General features: G+C 72.0%; 21 protein-coding genes. 14 read left to right on the top strand and 7 right to left on the bottom strand.

The window, feature by feature from the left end:
• Nucleotides 1-102: 102 nt before the first annotated feature.
• From ACIBO1_RS28185 to prcA, 4 genes are all read left to right on the top strand, one after another.
• Nucleotides 103-318, top strand: coding sequence for a ubiquitin-like protein Pup (locus tag ACIBO1_RS28185; RefSeq protein WP_111218203.1), 216 nt, complete (start codon nucleotides 103-105; stop codon nucleotides 316-318).
• Nucleotides 319-387: 69 nt separating this feature from the next.
• Entirely contained in the window at nucleotides 388-597 is a 210-nt protein-coding gene (locus ACIBO1_RS28180) for an endonuclease domain-containing protein (protein WP_350694810.1), read from the top strand.
• Entirely contained in the window at nucleotides 516-1,355 is an 840-nt protein-coding gene (gene prcB / locus ACIBO1_RS28175) for a proteasome subunit beta (protein ID WP_396751659.1), read from the top strand. The genes ACIBO1_RS28180 and prcB overlap by 82 nt, the downstream gene beginning before the upstream one ends.
• Before the next feature lie 64 nt (nucleotides 1,356-1,419).
• Nucleotides 1,420-2,253, top strand: a complete 834-nt coding sequence (gene prcA / locus ACIBO1_RS28170) for a proteasome subunit alpha (protein WP_396751657.1) — start codon at nucleotides 1,420-1,422, stop codon at nucleotides 2,251-2,253.
• 102 nt (nucleotides 2,254-2,355) lie between these two features.
• Here prcA and ACIBO1_RS28165 read toward each other — a convergent pair whose 3' ends face one another.
• The 6 genes from ACIBO1_RS28165 to rfbB are packed head-to-tail and all read right to left on the bottom strand — an operon-like array spanning nucleotide 2,356 to nucleotide 7,614.
• A complete protein-coding gene (locus tag ACIBO1_RS28165) occupies nucleotides 2,356-3,384 on the bottom strand; it encodes a glycosyltransferase family 2 protein (RefSeq protein ID WP_396751655.1) in 1,029 nt (342 codons plus the stop codon).
• The gene (locus ACIBO1_RS28160) at nucleotides 3,381-4,679 is read right to left on the bottom strand and encodes a lipopolysaccharide biosynthesis protein (protein WP_396751653.1); all 1,299 of its coding nucleotides are present in this window, start codon (nucleotides 4,677-4,679) and stop codon (nucleotides 3,381-3,383) included. The genes ACIBO1_RS28165 and ACIBO1_RS28160 overlap by 4 nt, the downstream gene beginning before the upstream one ends.
• Nucleotides 4,676-5,377 (bottom strand): glycosyltransferase family 2 protein, encoded by a 702-nt coding sequence (locus tag ACIBO1_RS28155; RefSeq protein WP_396751651.1) that lies wholly within the window; start codon nucleotides 5,375-5,377, stop codon nucleotides 4,676-4,678. The genes ACIBO1_RS28160 and ACIBO1_RS28155 overlap by 4 nt, the downstream gene beginning before the upstream one ends.
• Nucleotides 5,370-5,741: a DUF2304 domain-containing protein gene (locus ACIBO1_RS28150; RefSeq protein ID WP_396751649.1), complete on the bottom strand. Its 372-nt coding sequence runs from the start codon at nucleotides 5,739-5,741 to the stop codon at nucleotides 5,370-5,372. Before ACIBO1_RS28150 ends, ACIBO1_RS28155 begins: the two co-directional genes overlap by 8 nt.
• Complete coding sequence (rfbD, locus tag ACIBO1_RS28145) at nucleotides 5,738-6,616, bottom strand: dTDP-4-dehydrorhamnose reductase (protein WP_396751647.1); 879 nt, start codon at nucleotides 6,614-6,616, stop codon at nucleotides 5,738-5,740. Before rfbD ends, ACIBO1_RS28150 begins: the two co-directional genes overlap by 4 nt.
• Nucleotides 6,613-7,614 (bottom strand): dTDP-glucose 4,6-dehydratase, encoded by a 1,002-nt coding sequence (rfbB, locus tag ACIBO1_RS28140; protein WP_396751645.1) that lies wholly within the window; start codon nucleotides 7,612-7,614, stop codon nucleotides 6,613-6,615. Before rfbB ends, rfbD begins: the two co-directional genes overlap by 4 nt.
• A gap of 84 nt (nucleotides 7,615-7,698) precedes the next feature.
• Here rfbB and rfbA point away from each other — a divergent pair, with 84 nt between their 5' ends.
• The 4 genes from rfbA to ACIBO1_RS28120 all read left to right on the top strand — a co-directional run bounded on the left by rfbA (nucleotide 7,699) and on the right by ACIBO1_RS28120 (nucleotide 10,895).
• Nucleotides 7,699-8,610, top strand: coding sequence for a glucose-1-phosphate thymidylyltransferase RfbA (rfbA, locus tag ACIBO1_RS28135; RefSeq protein WP_396751643.1), 912 nt, complete (start codon nucleotides 7,699-7,701; stop codon nucleotides 8,608-8,610).
• Complete coding sequence (locus ACIBO1_RS28130; protein WP_396751641.1) at nucleotides 8,607-9,224, top strand: dTDP-4-dehydrorhamnose 3,5-epimerase family protein; 618 nt, start codon at nucleotides 8,607-8,609, stop codon at nucleotides 9,222-9,224. Before rfbA ends, ACIBO1_RS28130 begins: the two co-directional genes overlap by 4 nt.
• A gap of 69 nt (nucleotides 9,225-9,293) precedes the next feature.
• Complete coding sequence (pafA, locus tag ACIBO1_RS28125) at nucleotides 9,294-10,652, top strand: Pup--protein ligase (protein WP_396751639.1); 1,359 nt, start codon at nucleotides 9,294-9,296, stop codon at nucleotides 10,650-10,652.
• Between the two features lie 57 nt (nucleotides 10,653-10,709).
• Nucleotides 10,710-10,895, top strand: a complete 186-nt coding sequence (locus ACIBO1_RS28120; RefSeq protein WP_350694791.1) for a hypothetical protein — start codon at nucleotides 10,710-10,712, stop codon at nucleotides 10,893-10,895.
• Nucleotides 10,896-11,074: 179 nt separating this feature from the next.
• On the opposite strand, the gene ACIBO1_RS28115 is transcribed toward ACIBO1_RS28120, so the two are convergent.
• Nucleotides 11,075-12,187, bottom strand: coding sequence for a DUF3866 family protein (locus ACIBO1_RS28115; protein ID WP_396751637.1), 1,113 nt, complete (start codon nucleotides 12,185-12,187; stop codon nucleotides 11,075-11,077).
• Between the two features lie 170 nt (nucleotides 12,188-12,357).
• Between ACIBO1_RS28115 and ACIBO1_RS28110 the strand changes: the two genes are divergently transcribed.
• The 6 genes from ACIBO1_RS28110 (at nucleotide 12,358) to ACIBO1_RS28085 (ending at nucleotide 17,231) form a co-directional block, all read left to right on the top strand.
• Nucleotides 12,358-13,347 (top strand): helix-turn-helix transcriptional regulator, encoded by a 990-nt coding sequence (locus ACIBO1_RS28110; protein ID WP_396751635.1) that lies wholly within the window; start codon nucleotides 12,358-12,360, stop codon nucleotides 13,345-13,347.
• Nucleotides 13,348-13,455: 108 nt separating this feature from the next.
• Entirely contained in the window at nucleotides 13,456-14,460 is a 1,005-nt protein-coding gene (locus ACIBO1_RS28105; RefSeq protein ID WP_396751633.1) for a helix-turn-helix transcriptional regulator, read from the top strand.
• A gap of 10 nt (nucleotides 14,461-14,470) precedes the next feature.
• Nucleotides 14,471-14,719 (top strand): hypothetical protein, encoded by a 249-nt coding sequence (locus ACIBO1_RS28100; RefSeq protein WP_350694785.1) that lies wholly within the window; start codon nucleotides 14,471-14,473, stop codon nucleotides 14,717-14,719.
• A gap of 179 nt (nucleotides 14,720-14,898) precedes the next feature.
• Nucleotides 14,899-15,219: a Sec-independent protein translocase subunit TatA gene (gene tatA, locus ACIBO1_RS28095; RefSeq protein ID WP_131052329.1), complete on the top strand. Its 321-nt coding sequence runs from the start codon at nucleotides 14,899-14,901 to the stop codon at nucleotides 15,217-15,219.
• An 18-nt stretch (nucleotides 15,220-15,237) separates the two neighbouring features.
• On the top strand, nucleotides 15,238-16,188 hold the full coding sequence (tatC, locus tag ACIBO1_RS28090) for a twin-arginine translocase subunit TatC (RefSeq protein WP_396751631.1): 951 nt from the start codon (nucleotides 15,238-15,240) through the stop codon (nucleotides 16,186-16,188).
• Nucleotides 16,189-16,286: 98 nt separating this feature from the next.
• The gene (locus ACIBO1_RS28085) at nucleotides 16,287-17,231 is read left to right on the top strand and encodes a diacylglycerol kinase (RefSeq protein WP_396751629.1); all 945 of its coding nucleotides are present in this window, start codon (nucleotides 16,287-16,289) and stop codon (nucleotides 17,229-17,231) included.
• Nucleotides 17,232-17,811: the final 580 nt, after the last annotated feature.

Here is a 17,811-nt window from a genome sequence, read left to right as displayed (position 1 = left end):
TCTCGTTCGGTGCTCGCGCGCCGGTCCGGTACCGGCGCGCGACGGGCGTTTCGTCGTTCCCGCGAGGTAAGTTCATCGCAGGCGATCGTGGAGGAGGCAACAGTGGCCACTCGTGACAGCGGCGGTCAGTCGCAGACGGGCAAGTCCCGTCAGGGTGAGGAGATCGAGGACGTCACCGTCGAGGCGAACCCGGAGGTCGCCGAGCGGCACGCCGAGATCACCGAGGACGTGGACGATCTACTCGACGAGATCGACTCCGTCCTGGAGGAGAACGCCGAGGAGTTCGTGAGGGGGTACGTCCAGAAGGGCGGAGAATAGGACTAGTGTCCGGTTCTCCGGCCCTGCGGCAACCGCTGCGCGGTCTGTGGTGAACCCGATCCGGAACTTGTGGACCACGATCATCGCACCGGGTGGGTGCGCGGGATAATCTGCTTCAACTGCACCGGTGGTCTTGGCCAGTTCCGGGACAGTCCTACGAGGCTGGCCAGGGCCATCACGTACCTGAGAGGAACCACGTGGCAGCGGGTTTTGATCCATCCGGGCGTCTACCAGATGTGTTCACCAACGCGGGGACGTCCTCCTTCACCACGTTCCTGAGCAAGGTGGCCCCCGAGTTGCTGCCCGGCCGTCGGCCGCTGCCGCCGGGCATGGCCGCCGACCTGGCCCCGCACGCCACCACGATCGTCGCCATCGTCGCCGACGGCGGTGTGGTGATGGCCGGCGACCGGCGGGCCACCATGGGCAACCTGATCGCGCAGCGCGACATCGAGAAGGTCCACCCCGCCGACGCGTACTCGCTGGTGGGGATCGCCGGGACCGCCGGGATCGGCATCGAGCTGATGCGGCTGTTCCAGGTGGAGCTGGAGCATTACGAGAAGATCGAGGGCGCCATGCTCTCGCTCGACGGCAAGGCCAACCGGCTCGCCGCGATGATCCGGGGCAACCTCGGGGCGGCGATGCAGGGGCTGGCGGTGATCCCGCTGTTCGCCGGGTTCGACCTGGCGGCGAAGGACCCGGCGCGGGCCGGGCGGATCTTCAGCTTCGACGTGACCGGTGGCCCCTACGAGGAGACCGGCTACGACGCGATCGGCTCGGGTTCGCTGTTCGCCCGGTCGGCGTTGAAGAAGCGGTTCCGGCCCGGGCTCTCTGTCGACGACGCGGTCCGGCTGGCGGTGGAGGCGCTCTACGACGCGGCCGACGACGACACCGCGACCGGTGGCCCCGACCTGACCCGGCGGATCTTCCCGGTGGTGATGACCGCGACGGCGGAGGGGACGTACCGGCTGACCGACGCGGAGACGGCGGCGCTCGGTGAGAGCGTGGTCGCCGGTCGGATGGAGAATCCGGGCGGCTGAGCCCGTCCCCGCCCCCACCTGAACGCAGTTCCCCCAGCACAGCGCCCGAAGGAGAGCCGCCGCCGTGGCCATGCAGTTCTACGCCTCGCCCGAACAGATCATGCGCGACCGTTCCGAGCTGGCCCGCAAGGGCATCGCCCGGGGACGCAGCGCGGTGGTCCTGAGCTACGCCGGTGGGGTTCTCTTCGTCGCGGAGAACCTCTCCAGCACCCTGCACAAGGTCGGCGAGATCTACGACCGGATCGGCTTCGCGGCCGTCGGTCGCTACAACGAGTTCGAGAACCTGCGCCGGGCCGGGGTGCGGATGGCCGACCTCAACGGGTTGAGCTACGACCGGCGTGACGTCACCGGCCTGGCGCTGGCCAACACGTTCGCGCAGATCCTCGGCACGATCTTCACCGAGCAGTCCAAGCCGTTCGAGGTGGAGATCTGCGTCGCCGAGGTGGGTGCCACGCCGGAGGACGACTCGCTCTACCGCCTGACCTATGACGGTTCGGTGACCGACGAGCCGGGCCGGATGGCGATGGGCGGCCAGTCCGACGCCATCTCCGGGGTGCTCAAGTCCCACCACCGGCCGGACATGTCGCTCGGCGAGGCGGTGAAGGTGGCGGTGCAGGCGCTGGGCAGCGTCGGTGGCGAGGGCGGTGCCGCCCGGACGATCGCCGCCGACCAACTGGAGGTGGCGGTCCTGGACCGCAACCGGGTGGGGCGTACCTTCCGACGGATCACCGGTGCAGCGCTGACCGGCCTGCTCGACGGCGGCGCGGAGGGCGAGGCGGCGGCGGAGGGCGACCGGGCGGAGACCCCGACCACCCCGACCGAGGAGGCGCACAAGCCGACCACGTCGGCCGGCTCGGCGGACCTGGAGGACAAGCCGGGCGACAAGCCCGACGCCTGACGCCGTACCCGATTCTGGAGTTCCGCGGCGCCCGACAGTTCCGACTGTCGGGCGCCGTGCCGTTCCCGGAGCCCGCGGTCGCGACCTTCGCCGGGCGGTAGCTCAGCGACGCGCGAGCAGTGGCCGTACCAGCGCCCACCAGGCGGCGGCGAGGGCGTTGAAGACACCCGTTCCCGGAGGAGCGGCCACGTTCGAGGGGGCCACCCGGGCGGTCATCAGGTCGGCAATGACCCCGTCGCCGACGGTGCGTTCCGACTGCAACCGGCGGCGGCGGGCGCGTACCCAGTCGCGGTGCCGCCAGAGCCAGCCCCAGCCGCGCGTCTTCTGCCGGGACCAGCCGCCGGCGAGCGCGGCGGCCAGCATGGCGACCTCGGTGAGCAGCAGCATCGGTGCCAGCAGCGCCAGGGTACGGCCCTGGTAGGCGGTGAGCAGGGTCAGCAGCCGGTTGCGTTCGACCAGGTAGAGCTTGAGATCGTTGCGGGAGAACTCGTAGTGGTGCCGCACCACGGCGTCCGGCACGTACTCCAACCGCTGGCCGCGTTGCCACAGCCGCAGGCTGAGTTCGGTGTCCTCGTGGTAGGCGAAGTACTCGGTGGGGAAGCCATCCAGATCGGTCCAGCGGGACCGGCCGATCACGAAGCAGCAGCCGCTCAGCGACGGCACGACGGTCCGCCGGGCGTGTGCGCTCGCGGGTTCGCCGTTGCCACCGGCCCACGACAGGCCGGTGAAGTGCAGCGGGTTGCCGGAGGTGTTGATCAGGTCGGGGTCGTGGGCGAGCCGGATGGAGGCCATCGCCGCGCCCACGCCCGGTTCGGCGGCCACCGCGACCACCTTCGCGAGCGCGTCGGGGGCGACGACCGCGTCGGAGTTGACGAAGGCGAGCCAGTCGCCGGTGGCCTCGGCCGCGCCGACGTTGCACCCGCCGGAGTAACCGGTGTTCTCGTCCGGTCGGATCACCTGGACCCCCGGCAGGCCCTTGACCACGTCGATGCCGTCACCGGTGCAGCCGTTGTCCACCACGATTAGGTCGAGGTCGACGCCGGTGCTGGCCAGGACGGCCTCGGCGGCGTCGACCAGCCAGGGCTCGGGGCCGTAGGCGAGCATCACCGCGGTCACGCGGGGTGGGCTCATCGGATGCCTCCGGGGGTGCTCGCGGACACCGGGACCGCGACGGGCGGGGTGGGGGTGGTGCCCCGACGCAGCCGGGTGAGCATCACCGCGACGACCACCAGGGAACCCACCGTGTAGCCGAGTTCGACGCGCAGCGCGACACTCAGCGGGGCGAGGGTGGCGACGACCAGCGCGGCGACCCCGACGATCCACGCGACGGCCTGCGCCTGGTGCTGGTCGCGGGCGAGCAGCGCCTGCCCGAGGACCATCGCCCACAGGTAGGCCAGGGTGGCCAGGCCGAGCCAGGCGAAGTCGCCGTGACCGAGGACGTCCGGGGCGTCGAAGAGGACCTGGACCAGCCACGGGCCGAGCAGCGCGGCCAGCACGCCGCCGAGCACGCCGAGCGCGGTGACGACGGCCAGGGCCCGGCGCAGCAGGGTGCCGAAGGCCGCCTGGTCGCCGGTGGCGGCGGCGGTGGACAGGCCGGGCAGCAGCGCGGCCTGCATCGAGCCGAACACGAACAACGGGATGCGGACCAGCACCAGCGCGGAGAGCAGCGCGCCGGCGGTCGCCACGTCGGCCGGGGCGAGCAGCCGTACGTTGATCACGCCGACGTTCACCACGACCTGGGCGAGCAGGCTGGAGACGGTGAGCAGGGCCAGCCCCCGCAGCAGGGCCGGCCAGGGCAGGGCCGCGCCGCCACCGGCCGCCCGGATCACCGGTGGCAGGGTCGACGCGACGCCCACCAGCGGGGCCACGACCAGCACCAGCGCGTACGCCATCGGCGAGTCGACCCCGGCCAGGCCGAGGAGGGCCACCAGCCCGATGCGCAGCCCGCCGTCGATCCCGAGTTGGCTGCCGTACCAGCCGAATTGCCGCAGCCCGGAGAGCACGCCCCGGGTGGTGTGTGCCACGGCCAGCGCGGCGAGTGCGCCGCACAGCGCCCACACCAGCCCGGTGTCACCGGCGAAGAGGCGGTCGGCGAGCACGTCGGCGGCGGCGACGCAGACCAGCACCAGCAGGCCCAGCGTGACGGCGGCGACGGCGGCGCCCCGCGCCAGCACCGGGCCGGGCGGCAACCCACGGGTCCGGCGGGCGGCGACCAGCCGGGCCACCTCCTGCTCGACCGGCAGGAACACACCGAGGCCCACGGTGAACACGAAGGACCAGAGCACCGACAGCGACGAGTAGTCCCCGGCGGTGAGGTTGTGCCCGGCCACCGCCAGGTGCACGTACGCGGCCAGGCCCACGATGGCCAGACCCGCGCCGACCGGGACGGTGCCGGGCGGGACGAGACGGAGCAGGCGACCGATCACCGGCGGATGAGGGCCAGCGTGAGCACGGCCAGCGCCCGGCCGAGATAGATCATCGCCCGGGCGGGGGAGTGGCTCGGGGTGCCGGCCATCCGCCGCCGCATCGCCACGGGCACCTGGTGGATGCGGTAGCCCCGGCGGGCGGTGTGCACCAGCGTCTCGACGGTGTCGCCGAGGTACTCGGCGGGGTACCACTGGGCGAACATCGCGATCATCCGCCGGTTGGCGGCGCGGAACCCCGACGTGGTGTCGGTCAGCGTGGTGCCGGACAGCCTGGAGAGCACCATCGACAGCATCCCCATCGCCCAGCGTCGGGGTCCGTGCACGACGTACTCGCCCTCACCGGCGAACCGGGCACCGATCACCAGGTCGTGCTCGTCGAGCAGGTCGACCAGCTTCGGCACGTACCGGGGGTCGTGCTGGCCGTCGGCGTCGATCTGCACCGCCACGTCGTAGTCGTGGTCGTACGCGTACCGGTAGCCGAGGCGCATGGCCCCGCCGACGCCGAGGTTGTACGGCAGCCGGGCGACCCGGGCACCGGCGGCGGCGGCGACCGCCGAGGTGCGGTCGGTGGAGCCGTCGTCCACCACGAGGACGTCGACGCCGGGCAGCTCGCCACGGACCTCGCGGACCACGTCGGCGATCGATCCGGCCTCGTTGAGCGCCGGGATGACGACCAGGAGCCGCTTGCCGTTAACCATCGCGGGACACCATCTCGTCCCGTGCGGCCCGGTCGGCCTCGATCTCGGCGCGGATCAGCGCGATCTCTTCGGCGAGCGTGCGGGTCTCCTCCTCCAGCGCACTGACCTCCCAGCTCAGGTGGATGCAGACGAGCAGGAGGAAGACGATGCCGAGGAAGAGCACGAGGCTGACGCCGGAGGCCACGCCGAGCAGGTCGGCGACGCCGTCTAGCAGCCTGGGGAACAGCGACAGGGGGATGACCACGAACAACAGTCCGAGCCAGAGCATGCCGTACTTCTCGCGAAGCTGTCGGCGGCGCAGCAACTCGACGATCGTGGCCAGCAGGACCAGGCCGGTCAAGCCGGTGACCAGGGTGAGCCTCATGCGACCTTCCACGGGGAGGGTGGAGCGGCGAGGGCGAGCGCGTCGCCCAGTGTGGTGTGCCAGTCCGGGAGCGGTGCCAGCCCGGCGGCGGCCCATCGGTCGTGCCCGAGCACACTGTACGCCGGTCGGGCGGCGGGACGCGGGAAGCGGTCGCTGGTGACCGGCCGGATCCGGTCCGGATCGAGCCCGTGCAGGGCGAACGCGGCCCGGGCCAGGCCGTACCAGGTGGTCTCGCCGGCGCAGGTGCCGTGGTAGACGCCGGGGGCCGCCTGACCGGCCAGCGCCGCCCCGGCCAGGGCCACCAACTGCCGCGCCAGCGCGTACGACCAGGTGGGCTGGCCCCGCTGGTCGTCCACGACGTCGAGGAACTCGCGCTGGGCCGCCAGGCCGAGCATGGTGCTGACGAAGTTGCGGCCGTGGGTGCCGTACAGCCAGGCGGTGCGGACCACGTGACCGGCGTCGGGCAGGAGCCGGATCACGGCCCGCTCCCCGGCGAGCTTGCTCCGGCCGTACGCGTTGATCGGCGCGGTGGGCATGTCCTCCTGGTACGGGGTGTCCGCGTGGCCCGGGAAGACGTAGTCGGTGGAGAGGTGGATCAGGCGGGTGCCGTGCGCGGCGCAGGCCGTGGCCAGGTGCGCCACCGCCTCACCGTTGACGACGGTGGCCGCCGCCTCGTTCGACTCGGCGCCGTCCACGTCGGTCCACGCGGCGGTGTTGATCACCACGTCGTGACCGGCCACCGCGGCGTGCACAGCGGCGGCGTCGGTGACGTCGAGGTCGGCCCGGGTGGCGGGGGTCACCGTGTGTTCGGCGGCGAGGACCTCCACCAGGTCCCGGCCGAGCATCCCGCCGGCACCTGTGACCAGCGCCCTCACGCGGACTGCGTCCGGGTCAGCGGTTCCCACCAGGAGCGGTTGTCCCGGTACCACCGGACGGTGTCGGCGAGGCCGGCCTCCAGCGGGATGCTGGGGGCGTACCCCAGCTCGTTGTTGATCTTCGAGATGTCCAGCGAGTAGCGACGGTCGTGGCCCTTGCGGTCGGGCACCGCGACTACCCGGTCCCAGTCGGCGCCGCACGCGTCGAGCAGCAGCGCGGTCAGCTCCTTGTTGGTCAGCTCGGTGCCGCCGCCGATGTGGTAGATCTCGCCGGCGCGGCCCTGCTGCTGCACCAGCGCGATGCCCCGGCAGTGGTCGTGCACGTGCAGCCAGTCCCGCACGTTGCCGCCGTCGCCGTAGAGCGGCACGGTCCGCCCGTCGAGCAGGTTCGTCACGAACAGCGGGATGACCTTCTCCGGGAACTGGTACGGACCGTAGTTGTTGGAGCAGCGGGTCACCACCACGTCCAGGCCGTGCGTGCGGTGGTACGCCAGCGCGAGCAGGTCCGAGCCGGCCTTCGACGCCGAGTACGGCGAGTTGGGCGCCAGCGGCCAGTCCTCGGTCCACGAACCGTCCGCGATCGAGCCGTACACCTCGTCGGTGGAGACGTGCACGAACCGTCCGGTGCCGTGCCGCAGCGCGGCGTCGAGCAGCGTCTGGGTGCCCAGCACGTTGGTGGTGACGAACGGCGCGGCCCCGGCGATCGAGCGGTCGACGTGCGACTCGGCGGCGAAGTGCACGATCACGTCATGCCCCGGAACGACCTCGTCCACCACCTCGGCGTCGCGGATGTCGCCCCGTACGAACCGGAACCGTGGGTCGTCGCGGATCGGATCGAGATTGGCCGGGTTGCCGGAGTAGGTCAGCGCGTCCAGCACGGTCACGCTGGCCGGCTGCACCGGGAAAACCCCCTGCGTGCTGCCGCCCGGCACGCCCAGCAGCAGCCGGACGTACTCCGAACCGATGAATCCGGCGCCGCCGGTGACCAGAATCCTCACGGATCCGAAAGTCTACGCGAAACAGCCGCAAACCAGCGGTTGCGCCGCGTGCCCTGTGCCGGTTCCTCCCGGTACGCTCCGCAGGTGCGTGGAATCCTGCTCGCCGGCGGCACCGGAAGCCGACTGTGGCCGATCACTCGGGCGGTGTCGAAGCAACTGATGCCGGTCTTCGACAAACCGATGATCTATTACCCGCTCTCCACCCTGGTGATGGCCGGGGTGCGGGAGATCCTGGTGATCACCACGCCCGAGGAGCAGGGCCAGTTCCAGCGTCTGCTCGGTGACGGCAGCCAGTTCGGGCTGCGCCTGGAGTACGTCGCCCAACCCCGCCCGGAGGGCATCGCCCAGGCGTTCGTGCTCGGCGCGGACTTCATCGCCGACGAGGCGGTCGCGCTGATCCTGGGCGACAACATCTTCCACGGCGTCGGCCTGGGCGGTCAGCTCGCCGCCGCGGGCGACCCCGTCGGCGGCCGGATCTTCGCCTACCCGGTGGCCAACCCGCAGGCGTACGGCGTCGTGCACTTCGACGACGACGGTCGGGTGCTGTCGATCGAGGAGAAGCCGGCCCGGCCCCGGTCCCGGTACGCGGTACCCGGCCTGTACTTCTACGACAACCGGGTGGTGGAGATCGCCCGTGGCCTGACCCCGAGCGCCCGGGGCGAGCTGGAGATCACCGCGGTGAACGAGGCGTACCGGCGGGCCGGGGAGCTGTCGGTGACCGTGCTGGACCGGGGCACCGCCTGGCTGGACACCGGCACCTTCACCTCGCTGATGCAGGCCGCCGAGTTCGTCCGGGTCATCGAGGAACGGCAGGGCATGAAGATCGGCTGTGTCGAGGAGGTGGCCTGGCGGGCCGGTCTGATCGACGACGCGCAGCTGCGGACGCTGGCCGAGCCGTTGACCAGGAGCGGCTACGGCGACTACCTGCTCGACCTGCTCGCCCGCGAGCGCGGCGACCTGATCGACCGGACCGTGCCGGTGCAGGTGACCCCGTGAAGATCCGGCCACTGGGCATCGAGGGAGCCTGGGAGATCGTCCCGCAGCAGCACGGCGACGCGCGCGGGCTGTTCCTGGAGTGGTACCGCTTCGACCGGCTCGCCGAGGCGGTCGGGCATCCGCTGCGGCTGGCGCAGGGCAACCTCTCCGTGTCGGCCCGCGACGTGGTGCGCGGCATCCACTTCGCCGACGTGCCGCCCGGGCAGGCCAAGTACGTCACCTGCGTCCGGGGTGCGGTGCTCGACGTGGTGGTGGACCTGCGGATCGGCTCGCCGACCTTCGGCCGCTGGGAGGGCGTACGCCTGGACGACGTGGACCGACGTGCGGTCTATCTGGCCGAAGGACTCGGCCACGGCTTCTGCGCGTTGACCGACGACGCGACGCTCAGCTACGTCTGCTCGACCCCCTACAACCCCACCGGCGAGCATGCGGTGCACCCGCTCGACGAGGAGCTGGGCATCGAGTGGCCGACCGGATCACCGCAGCTCTCCGCCCGTGACGCCGCCGCGCCGAGCCTCGCCGAGGTGCGGCGACGGGGGCTGCTGCCGGACTACGACACGTGCCGCGCGTACACGGCGGGCCTGGCCGGCGCGGGGCTTCCCGGGGCGTCCTGACCGGGCCTCATCGACGCGTACGGGCCGCGACAGTGACGAACTGGGCCCCGGTACGGCTAATGTCTCATCATGGAGCGGCGAATCTTCGGTCTGGAGACCGAGTACGGCGTCACCTGCACCTACCGTGGGCAGCGGCGGCTGTCCCCTGACGAGGTAGCCAGATACCTGTTCCGCCGAGTGGTGTCCTGGGGCCGGTCGAGCAACGTCTTCCTCCGCAACGGCGCACGCCTCTATCTCGACGTCGGCTCGCACCCCGAGTACGCCACCCCGGAGTGCGACTCGGTGGTCGACCTGGTCGCCCACGACCGGGCCGGTGAGCGGATCCTGGAGGGGCTGCTCATCGACGCGGAGAAGCGGCTGCACGACGAGGGCATCGCCGGTGAGATCTACCTGTTCAAGAACAACACCGACTCGGCCGGCAACTCCTACGGCTGCCACGAGAACTACCTGGTGTCCCGGCACGGGGAGTTCGGCCGGCTCGCCGACGTCCTGATCCCGTTCCTGGTCACTCGCCAGTTGATCTGCGGCGCCGGCAAGGTGCTGCAGACGCCGCGCGGTGCCGTCTACTGCCTGTCCCAGCGGGCCGAGCACATCTGGGAGGGCGTCTCCTCGGCGACCACCCGCAGCCGCCCGATCATCAACACCCGGGACGAGCCGCACGCCGACGCCGAGCGGTACCGCCGCCTGCACGTCATCGTCGGCGACTCCAACATGAACGAGGTCACCACGCTGCTCAAGGTCGGCACCGCCGACATCGTGCTGCGGATGATCGAGGCCGGGGTGGTGATGCGCGACCTCACCCTGGAGAACCCGATCCGGGCCATCCGCGAGGTGTCGCACGACATCACCGGTCGCCGCAAGGTGCGGCTGGCCTCCGGCAAGGAGATCAGCGCCCTGGAGATCCAGCAGGAATACCTCTCCAAGGCCATCGAGTTCGTCGAGCGGCGCGGCGGCGACCAGACCGCCAAGCGGGTGGTCGAGCTGTGGGGCCGGGTCCTCAGCGCGGTGGAGACCGGTGACCTGGAGCCGGTCTCCCGCGAGATCGACTGGGTAACCAAGCTCCGGCTGATCGAGCGCTACCAGCGCAAGCACGACCTGCCGCTGTCGCACCCCCGGGTGGCGCAGATGGACCTCGCCTACCACGACCTGCGGCGCGGGCGCGGGCTCTACGCCCTGCTGGAGCGGCGTGGCGACGTGGACCGGGTGGCCACCGACCCGGAGATCTTCGAGGCGAAGGAGACGCCCCCGCAGACCACCCGGGCCCGGCTGCGGGGCGAGTTCATCCGGCACGCCCAGGAGAAGCGGCGGGACTTCACCGTCGACTGGGTGCACCTCAAGCTCAACGACCAGGCGCAGCGCACCGTGCTGTGCAAGGACCCGTTCCGGGCGTACGACGAGCGGGTGGAGCGGTTGATCGCCAGCATGTGACCGGTCCCGCCCGGGCCTGTCCGCGCGCCGGACGGGCCCGGGTAGGCTGGTCGGGCCATGCTTCCTCCCGAACCCCCCACCCCCGGCACCGAGCGGCAGAGCTGGCTCGAACGCCGCCGCGAGAAGGTGCGCGCCGAAGTCGAGCGCAACCGTCGAGGCGAGTACACCGTCCCCACCTGGGTGCTCGCGCTGGCCCTGGCCGCGATGATCGGCGGCTGGCTAGCCTTGATCATCTTTGCCTGAGGTGTAAGGAAGGGCCCCCTGTTAACGCCTGCGGTATAGCAGGGGACCCCTGCTAACACGCTCTGCGAATCCCGCTCACGCCGTTGTCCGCGTAGGGTGCCAGCAGCCGCTGGCGCGATCCGTCTCGCCGCGCCTCCCGGCCCGGACGCCAGCACGATGCGCTGGCGGCATCGGGTGCCTCAGGGGGCAGCGGGCGGCGGGGGCGTCGTCGACGTGAGGCGGGCCGCGTACCGGCCGGCTGCCGCGGCGGCCAGGAAGTAGGCATGGTCGGCGTCCAGGCCGCGCCCCATCGTCGACAGCGGCACCGGGCTGCGCCGCAGCGCCGCGTCCAGGCCCGCGTCGTCGACCCGTACCAGCGTGTGCCGGTCGGCCAGCGGCGCCAGCGCGGCGTCGACCTCGGCCGTCAGCGTCGGGTCCAGGCCGTCGGGCACCACCAGATCCGCACGGGCCAGCGCCACCCGCCCGTACGAGGTCAGGCTGTGGTGTGAGACGCCCCGGTGTCGGGGGCGGGGGTCGGCGTCGGAGATCCGGAGCGAGCCGATCGGTCGCCCGCCCAGCGCGGCGATCGCGTTGACCGCCTCGCCCACGGCGACCCCGGAGAAACCCCAGCGGGTGCCGGTGCCCAGGTTGCCCGGGCCCTGCGCCACCACGGCGACGTCGGCGTGCAGGACGTACCGGGCCGCGAGCAGCCCGCTGTGCAGGGTCGACGCCTCCAGGTCGCCGCCGAACGCCTGCCCGACGCTGATCGTGCCGACCAACTCGTCGCGTAGCCCGGCCAGCGTCCGGGAGAACCAGGCGGGCAGCGCCCCACCGTCGGTGAGCAGGTACGCCACCCGCGCGTGCGGCGCGTCGGCCCGGATGCCGGCCAGGATCGCCGGCAACGCCGAGTGCAGGTCGGCGGTCACCACCGGCAGGCCGCCCAGATCCTCGGCGGCGGCCAGCACCTCGCGGTACGGCGACGCCTCCTCGTCCACCCCGAGCAGGATCGGCTGCAACGGGGTGTAGCGCGCCTTGACCAGGTGGCCCGCGTCGCGGGAGTCGAGAGCCTGCGGCGGGTCCGGCGGCAGCCGGTCGGGCACCGCCACCACCAGGGCGTACCCACCGGTGCCCAGCCTCATCAGCAGTGCTCCGGCGTTGAGCAGCACCCGGTCGCCGGGCTCGGGCTCACCCACCAGTTCCGGGTACGCCAGCGCGCGCATCGATGTGCCGTCGGTCAGCTCGACGTCGAGTTCCACGGCTCCGGTCCACCGTCGCCGCAGTGCCGCCACCACGCCCGCCCGCCATCGCACCATCCCCGCACGCTAACCCGCACCCCGCCGCCCGCTCACGCCCGGGTACGGATGTAAGGAAGGGACCCTTCCTATACACGAGGCGTTAGTAGGGGACCCCTCCTTACATCCGGAGGAATCCGGGGGCGGCGCGGGTGCGTGGCGGAAGCGGCGCGGCTGCTAGCGTCTACGCCGTGTCGCGAAGTCGCACCGAACGCCTGGTCAACCTGGTGATCTGCCTGCTGTCCACGCGGCGGTTCCTGACCGCTGCGCAGATCGCCGCGACCGTGCCCGGCTACGAGCACCACCCCGACGACGCCCGGGAACACGAGGCGTTCCAGCGCAAGTTCGAGCGTGACAAGGCCGAACTGCGGGAGTTGGGCGTACCGCTGGAGACCGGGACGGCGAGCGCCTTCGATACCGAGCCGGGTTACCGGATCGCCCAGCGCGAGTACGCCCTCCCCGACATTCCCCTGAAACCGGACGAGGCCGCCGCGGTCGGCATCGCCGCCCGGTTGTGGCAGCACGCCGGCCTGGCCGCCGCCGCCTCCTCCGGGTTGGCGAAGCTGCGCGCCGCCGGGGTGGACGTGGACCCGCAGGCCACCCTCGGCCTGGAACCCATGGTGACGGTCGACCCGGCGTTCGCCCCGCTGACCGCCGCCGCGCGGGACCGGCGCGAGGTCCGCTTCGACTACCGGGTACCGGACCAGGACGCACCCACCCGCCGCCGGCTGCAACCGTGGGGGGTGGTCTGCTGGCGTGGCCGCTGGTACGTGGTCGGCCACGACCTGGACCGCGACGCCACCCGCTGCTTCCGGCTGTCCCGGGTCGCCGGTGCGGTCCGGGCCACCGGCGCGTCGGGCGCCTACCAGCCACCGGCCGACGTCGACCTGATCAGCCACGTGGCCCGTTGGTTCGGGCCGACCGAACGGCCCGGTCGGGCCACCGTGCTGGTGGCCTCGGGGCGGGCCGCCGGGCTGCGCCGCTGGGCGGTGGAGACGACCGCCGGGCCGGAGGGCGACCGGCTGGTCCTGCCCTACGCCGACGCCGACACCCTGGCCGGGCACCTGGTCGGCTACGGGCCCGACGTGCGCGTGCTCGACCCCCCGGAGGTACGCGAGGCGGTCATCCAGCGCCTCAAGGAGATCGCCGTCCGGCACGACGAGATGGCGGTCTCGCGGTGAGCGCGAGGAGTGAGCTTGCGAGCCCCGCAGTCGCGAACGGAAGGTCGGTTCGGTGAGCGCGAGGAGTGAGCTTGCGAGCCCCGCAGTCGCGAACGGAAGGCCAGCTCAGTGAGTGCGAAGACCTCCTCCCGTACCTCGGCCGACCGGTTGGCCCGGCTGCTCAACCTGGTGCCGTACCTGCTCGCCCGGCCCGGCATCGAGATCGCCGAGGCGGCCGGTGACCTGGGCGTCACCGAGCGCCAGCTCCGCGAGGACCTGGAACTGCTGTGGGTCTGCGGGCTGCCCGGGTACGGCCCCGGTGACCTGATCGACATGGCCTTCGATGGCGACCGGGTGACCATCACCTACGACGCCGGGATCGACCGGCCGCTGCGGCTCACGCCCGACGAGGCGCTGGCTCTGGTGGTGGCGCTGCGGATGCTGGCCGAGACACCGGGCGTGGCCAACCGGGATGCGGTCGAACGGGCCCTCGCCAAGATCGAGGACGCCGCCGGTGACCAGGTGGCGGCCCCGGTGGAGGTACGGCTGCCCGGCGACACCGGCCGGGTGAAGCAGCTCCGTGCCGCCGTGGAGGGCGGCCGTGCGCTGCGCATCACGTACTACACGGCGGCACGGGACGAGACCACCGAACGAGTCATCGACCCGCTACGGGTGCTGATGGTCAGCGGTCGGACGTACGTCGAGGCGTGGTGCCGCCGGGCCGAGGCGGTCCGGTTGTTCCGGGCCGACCGGATCGACGCGGTCACCGAGCTGACCGAGCCGGCCGTGGTGCCGCCGCAGGCCCGCCCGCAGGACCTCAGCGAGGGCGTGTTCCGGCCCTCGTCGGAGCTGCCGCTGATCACGCTGCGGATCGGGCGGGGGGAGCGGTGGATCACCGAGTACTACCCCTGTGAGCGGATCGAGTCCGACGGCGAACGCTGGGTGGTCTCGCTGCGCGTCACCGACCTGGGCTGGGCCCGCCGGTTCGTGCTCGGCCTCGGGCCGGACGTCACCGTCGTGGCTCCGGCCGAGCTGGCCGAGCAGGTCCGGGATGCGGCCGTGGCGGCCCTGGAGGCGTACGCGACGCCGGTGTCACCGGGTGCGGACCCGGCGGCGCAGGCGGTCAGGCAGTAGGCTGACGCCCGTGCTGAAGTGGATCGTGCTCGCGCTGGTGCTGGTGCCGTTGGTCGTCCTCGCGCTGGCGGTTCGTCCGGTGCTGGCCCGGTTGCCGCATCTGCGCCGGGCGGTCGGGCGGTTGCAGCGGCGGGCCGACGAGGCCGTCGCGCTGAGCGCCGCTGCGGAGAGCCTCCAGCAGCGTGCCGAGAGCCTGCAGAGCCGGTTGGAGACGACCGAGCAGCGGCTGACCCTGATCCGCGCGCGCCGGGGCGACTGAGCGCCGACCTGCCCCGATCCGGCCCCGCATGATCGATTCGGTGGTTGACGGGATGCTCGTACGTGGTCGAGACTTCACCCACCGGGACGCCCCTTCGCCCGGCGGGTGGCAACAGCCGATGACGCACGTAGGATGGGCTGCGGTATACCCTCATCGACACAGAGCGACTGGAGTTTCCCATGGGTGCCCTCAGGCCCTGGCACATCGCCGTACTCGTGGTCGTGATGATCCTGCTCTTCGGTGCGAAGCGGCTTCCCGACGCGGCGCGCTCCCTGGGCCGCTCGCTGCGGATCATCAAGGCTGAGACCAAGAGCCTCGCCGACGACGACCGCGACCTCGCCGGCAAGGCCGACGCGCAGGCCGGCTACCAGCCGTACCCGCCGCAGCAGCCCCAGCAGGCACCCCAGCAGCCGCCGTACCAGGGCACTGTGCAGCCGCCGTACCAGGGTTCCGTGCAGCAGCCGGTCGCCGACCCGGTGCAGCGCGTCCGCGAGAACTGATTCCGGAGGCCGATCACCGTGGCCTTCGGACTCCGCAAACGCGGGCCGAGCAACTTCGAGCGGGCCTCCGACGGCTCGATGACCCTGGTCGAGCACTTCCGTGAGCTGCGCACCCGGCTGTTCAAGGCGTCGCTGGCCATCCTGGTCGGCTTCGGCATCGGCATCTGGCTGGCTGGTCCGGTCCGTCATTTGTTGTCGCAGCCGTACTGCCAGCTTCCCGGCAGTACGACGCCCGACGGTCGATGCAACTTCGTCCAGCTCGGCCCGGCGGACCTCTTCCTGCTCAACCTGAAAATCGGGTTGTGGGTCGGGTTGATCATCGCCGCGCCGATCTGGCTCTACCAGCTCTGGGCGTTCATCGCGCCGGGCCTGCACCGCAACGAGCGGCGGTACGCGTACGTCTTCACCGCCCTGGCGGCACCGCTGTTCGCGGCCGGCGCGGTGCTGGCGTACTTCGTCACCTCCAAGGGCCTGGAGTTTCTGCTCCAGGTCTCCGGCGACGACATCAACACGACGCTGGACATCACCCGCTACATATCGTTCGTCACCAACCTGATCCTGCTGTTCGGGGTGGCGTTCGAGTTCCCGCTGATCGTGCTGATGCTCAACTTCGTCGGTATCGCCAGCGCGAAGAAGCTGCTCGGCTGGTGGCGGATCGCCGTCTTCCTGTTCTTCGCCTTCGCCGCGGTGGTCACTCCGACGCCGGACCCGTTCGGCATGACCGCGCTGGCACTGTGCCTGTGCGCGCTCTACTTCGCCGCCGTCGGGGTGGCGTTCCTCAACGACAAGCGGCGTGGGCGCGGCAAGGAGGTCTACGCCGGTCTCGACGACGACGAGGTCTCCCCGCTGGAGCCCGACCCGGAGCCGGTGCAGGCGGGCGCGCGGGTGGAGGCGTCCAGCCCGATCGAGGCCCCCGAACCGGTCACCGCACCCAGGCCGATCGAGCGTCGCTTCGACGACGTGACCTGACCCGGTCGATCACCACGAACGCCGCTCCCGCCAAGGGGCGGCGTTCGTGCTGTGCGGCCCGGGGAATTCGGCCCTTTCCCCGCTGACCGGGGGACCGGATGGCGGGTACGGTGCACGCCGTGACCGCAGACGATCACCTCCCGAACCTCGACGGGCCTGTCGCCGTACTGGCGAATCCGACCGCCGGACGTGGTCGGCACCGGGGCCTGCTGCCGGACCTGGTGGACCGGCTCTCGACCGCCGGACGCCCGGTCCGGCTGCTGCGCGCGGGCAGCGCGCTCGAGGCGGAGGCGGCCTGCCGGGCGGCGGTCGCCGAGGGCGTGTCCGCGCTGGTCGCGGTGGGTGGCGACGGCACGGTGCACCGGGCGATGCAGGCGGTGGCCGGCACCACGGTGCCGTTCGCACCGGTGCCCGCCGGCACCGGCAACGACTTCGCGATCGAGACCGGATTCCCGAGCGACCCGCGCGCGGCGGCGGACACCATCGCGGCGGCACTGCGCGAGGGCCGGAGCCGACCGGTAGACCTGGCCAGAATGACCGGGTACGACGACACGGTGCGCTGGTACGGTGCGGTGCTCGCGGCCGGCTTCGACGCGATCGTCAACGAGCGAGCCAACCGGATGCGCCGGCCGAAGGGCGCCCGCCGCTACGACCTGGCGATCCTGGTGGAGTTGGCCCGACTACGCCCACGCCGGTACACCCTCACCCTCGACGGCGAGCGGGTCGACGTGGACGCAGTGCTGGTGGCGGTCGGCAACAGCGCCAGCTACGGCGGCGGAATGCGGATCTGCCCGGACGCGGACCCGACCGACGGGCTGCTCGACGTGGTGGTCGGCGGCCGGTTCGACCGTCGTACCCTGATCCGCGTCAAGCCGCGCATCTACGCCGGCACGCATGTGGACCATCCGCTGGTACGCACCTACCGCGCCCGCACGGTGACGGTGGCCGCCGAGGGCATCACCACGTACGCCGACGGCGAGCGCTCGCTACCCCTCCCGGTCACCGTCACCGCCGTCCCCGCCGCCCTCCACCTCCTCCGCTGACCCCTGCCCCAACCCTGCCTGCTCGCACCATCTTCCGCCCCCGCAGCCGCCTCCGCCCCGGCCGCCCTCGCAGGCCGCCCTCGTCGCTCCGCCCCTGCTGCCCTCGCGCGCACACCCGCCGTCCTCCCCGCGCACGTCAGGCTGCCCTCGCCCGCAAGCCCCGTCGTTCTCCCTGCCCATGTCAGGCCGCCCTCGTCCGCAAGCCCGCCGCCCTCCCCGCCTACGTCAGGCCGCACGCCCGCCGCCGCCCCTCCGCACCTCACTCCTGTCGCCGCCGATCATGGAGTTGTGGCGGCCGAGAACGCGAACAAAAGCCGCGAACCAGCGACCACAACTCCATGATCGCGAGAGCTGCCCCAGCCCGCGCCCGCCTCCGCGCCCGCCTCGTTGATCAAGAAGTTTGGTCGCGCCCAGAGGCGGTGGGTGACGCAAACTCCTTGATCAACCGGACCCCCGGGCGGGCGGGAGGCGGCGGGGTGGGGGAGGGGGTTAGGGGCAATGCCGCTCAGTTAGGGCGGTGTGGTGGATGTCAAGCGGGGTGTAGACGTGGACGGCGGGGTCTCGGTATAGAGGTTTGTCA

It is taken from the genome of Micromonospora sp. NPDC049903, assembly GCF_044460945.1.
Lineage (GTDB): Bacteria > Actinomycetota > Actinomycetes > Mycobacteriales > Micromonosporaceae > Micromonospora.
This window is presented reverse-complemented; position numbering and strand designations above follow the sequence as displayed.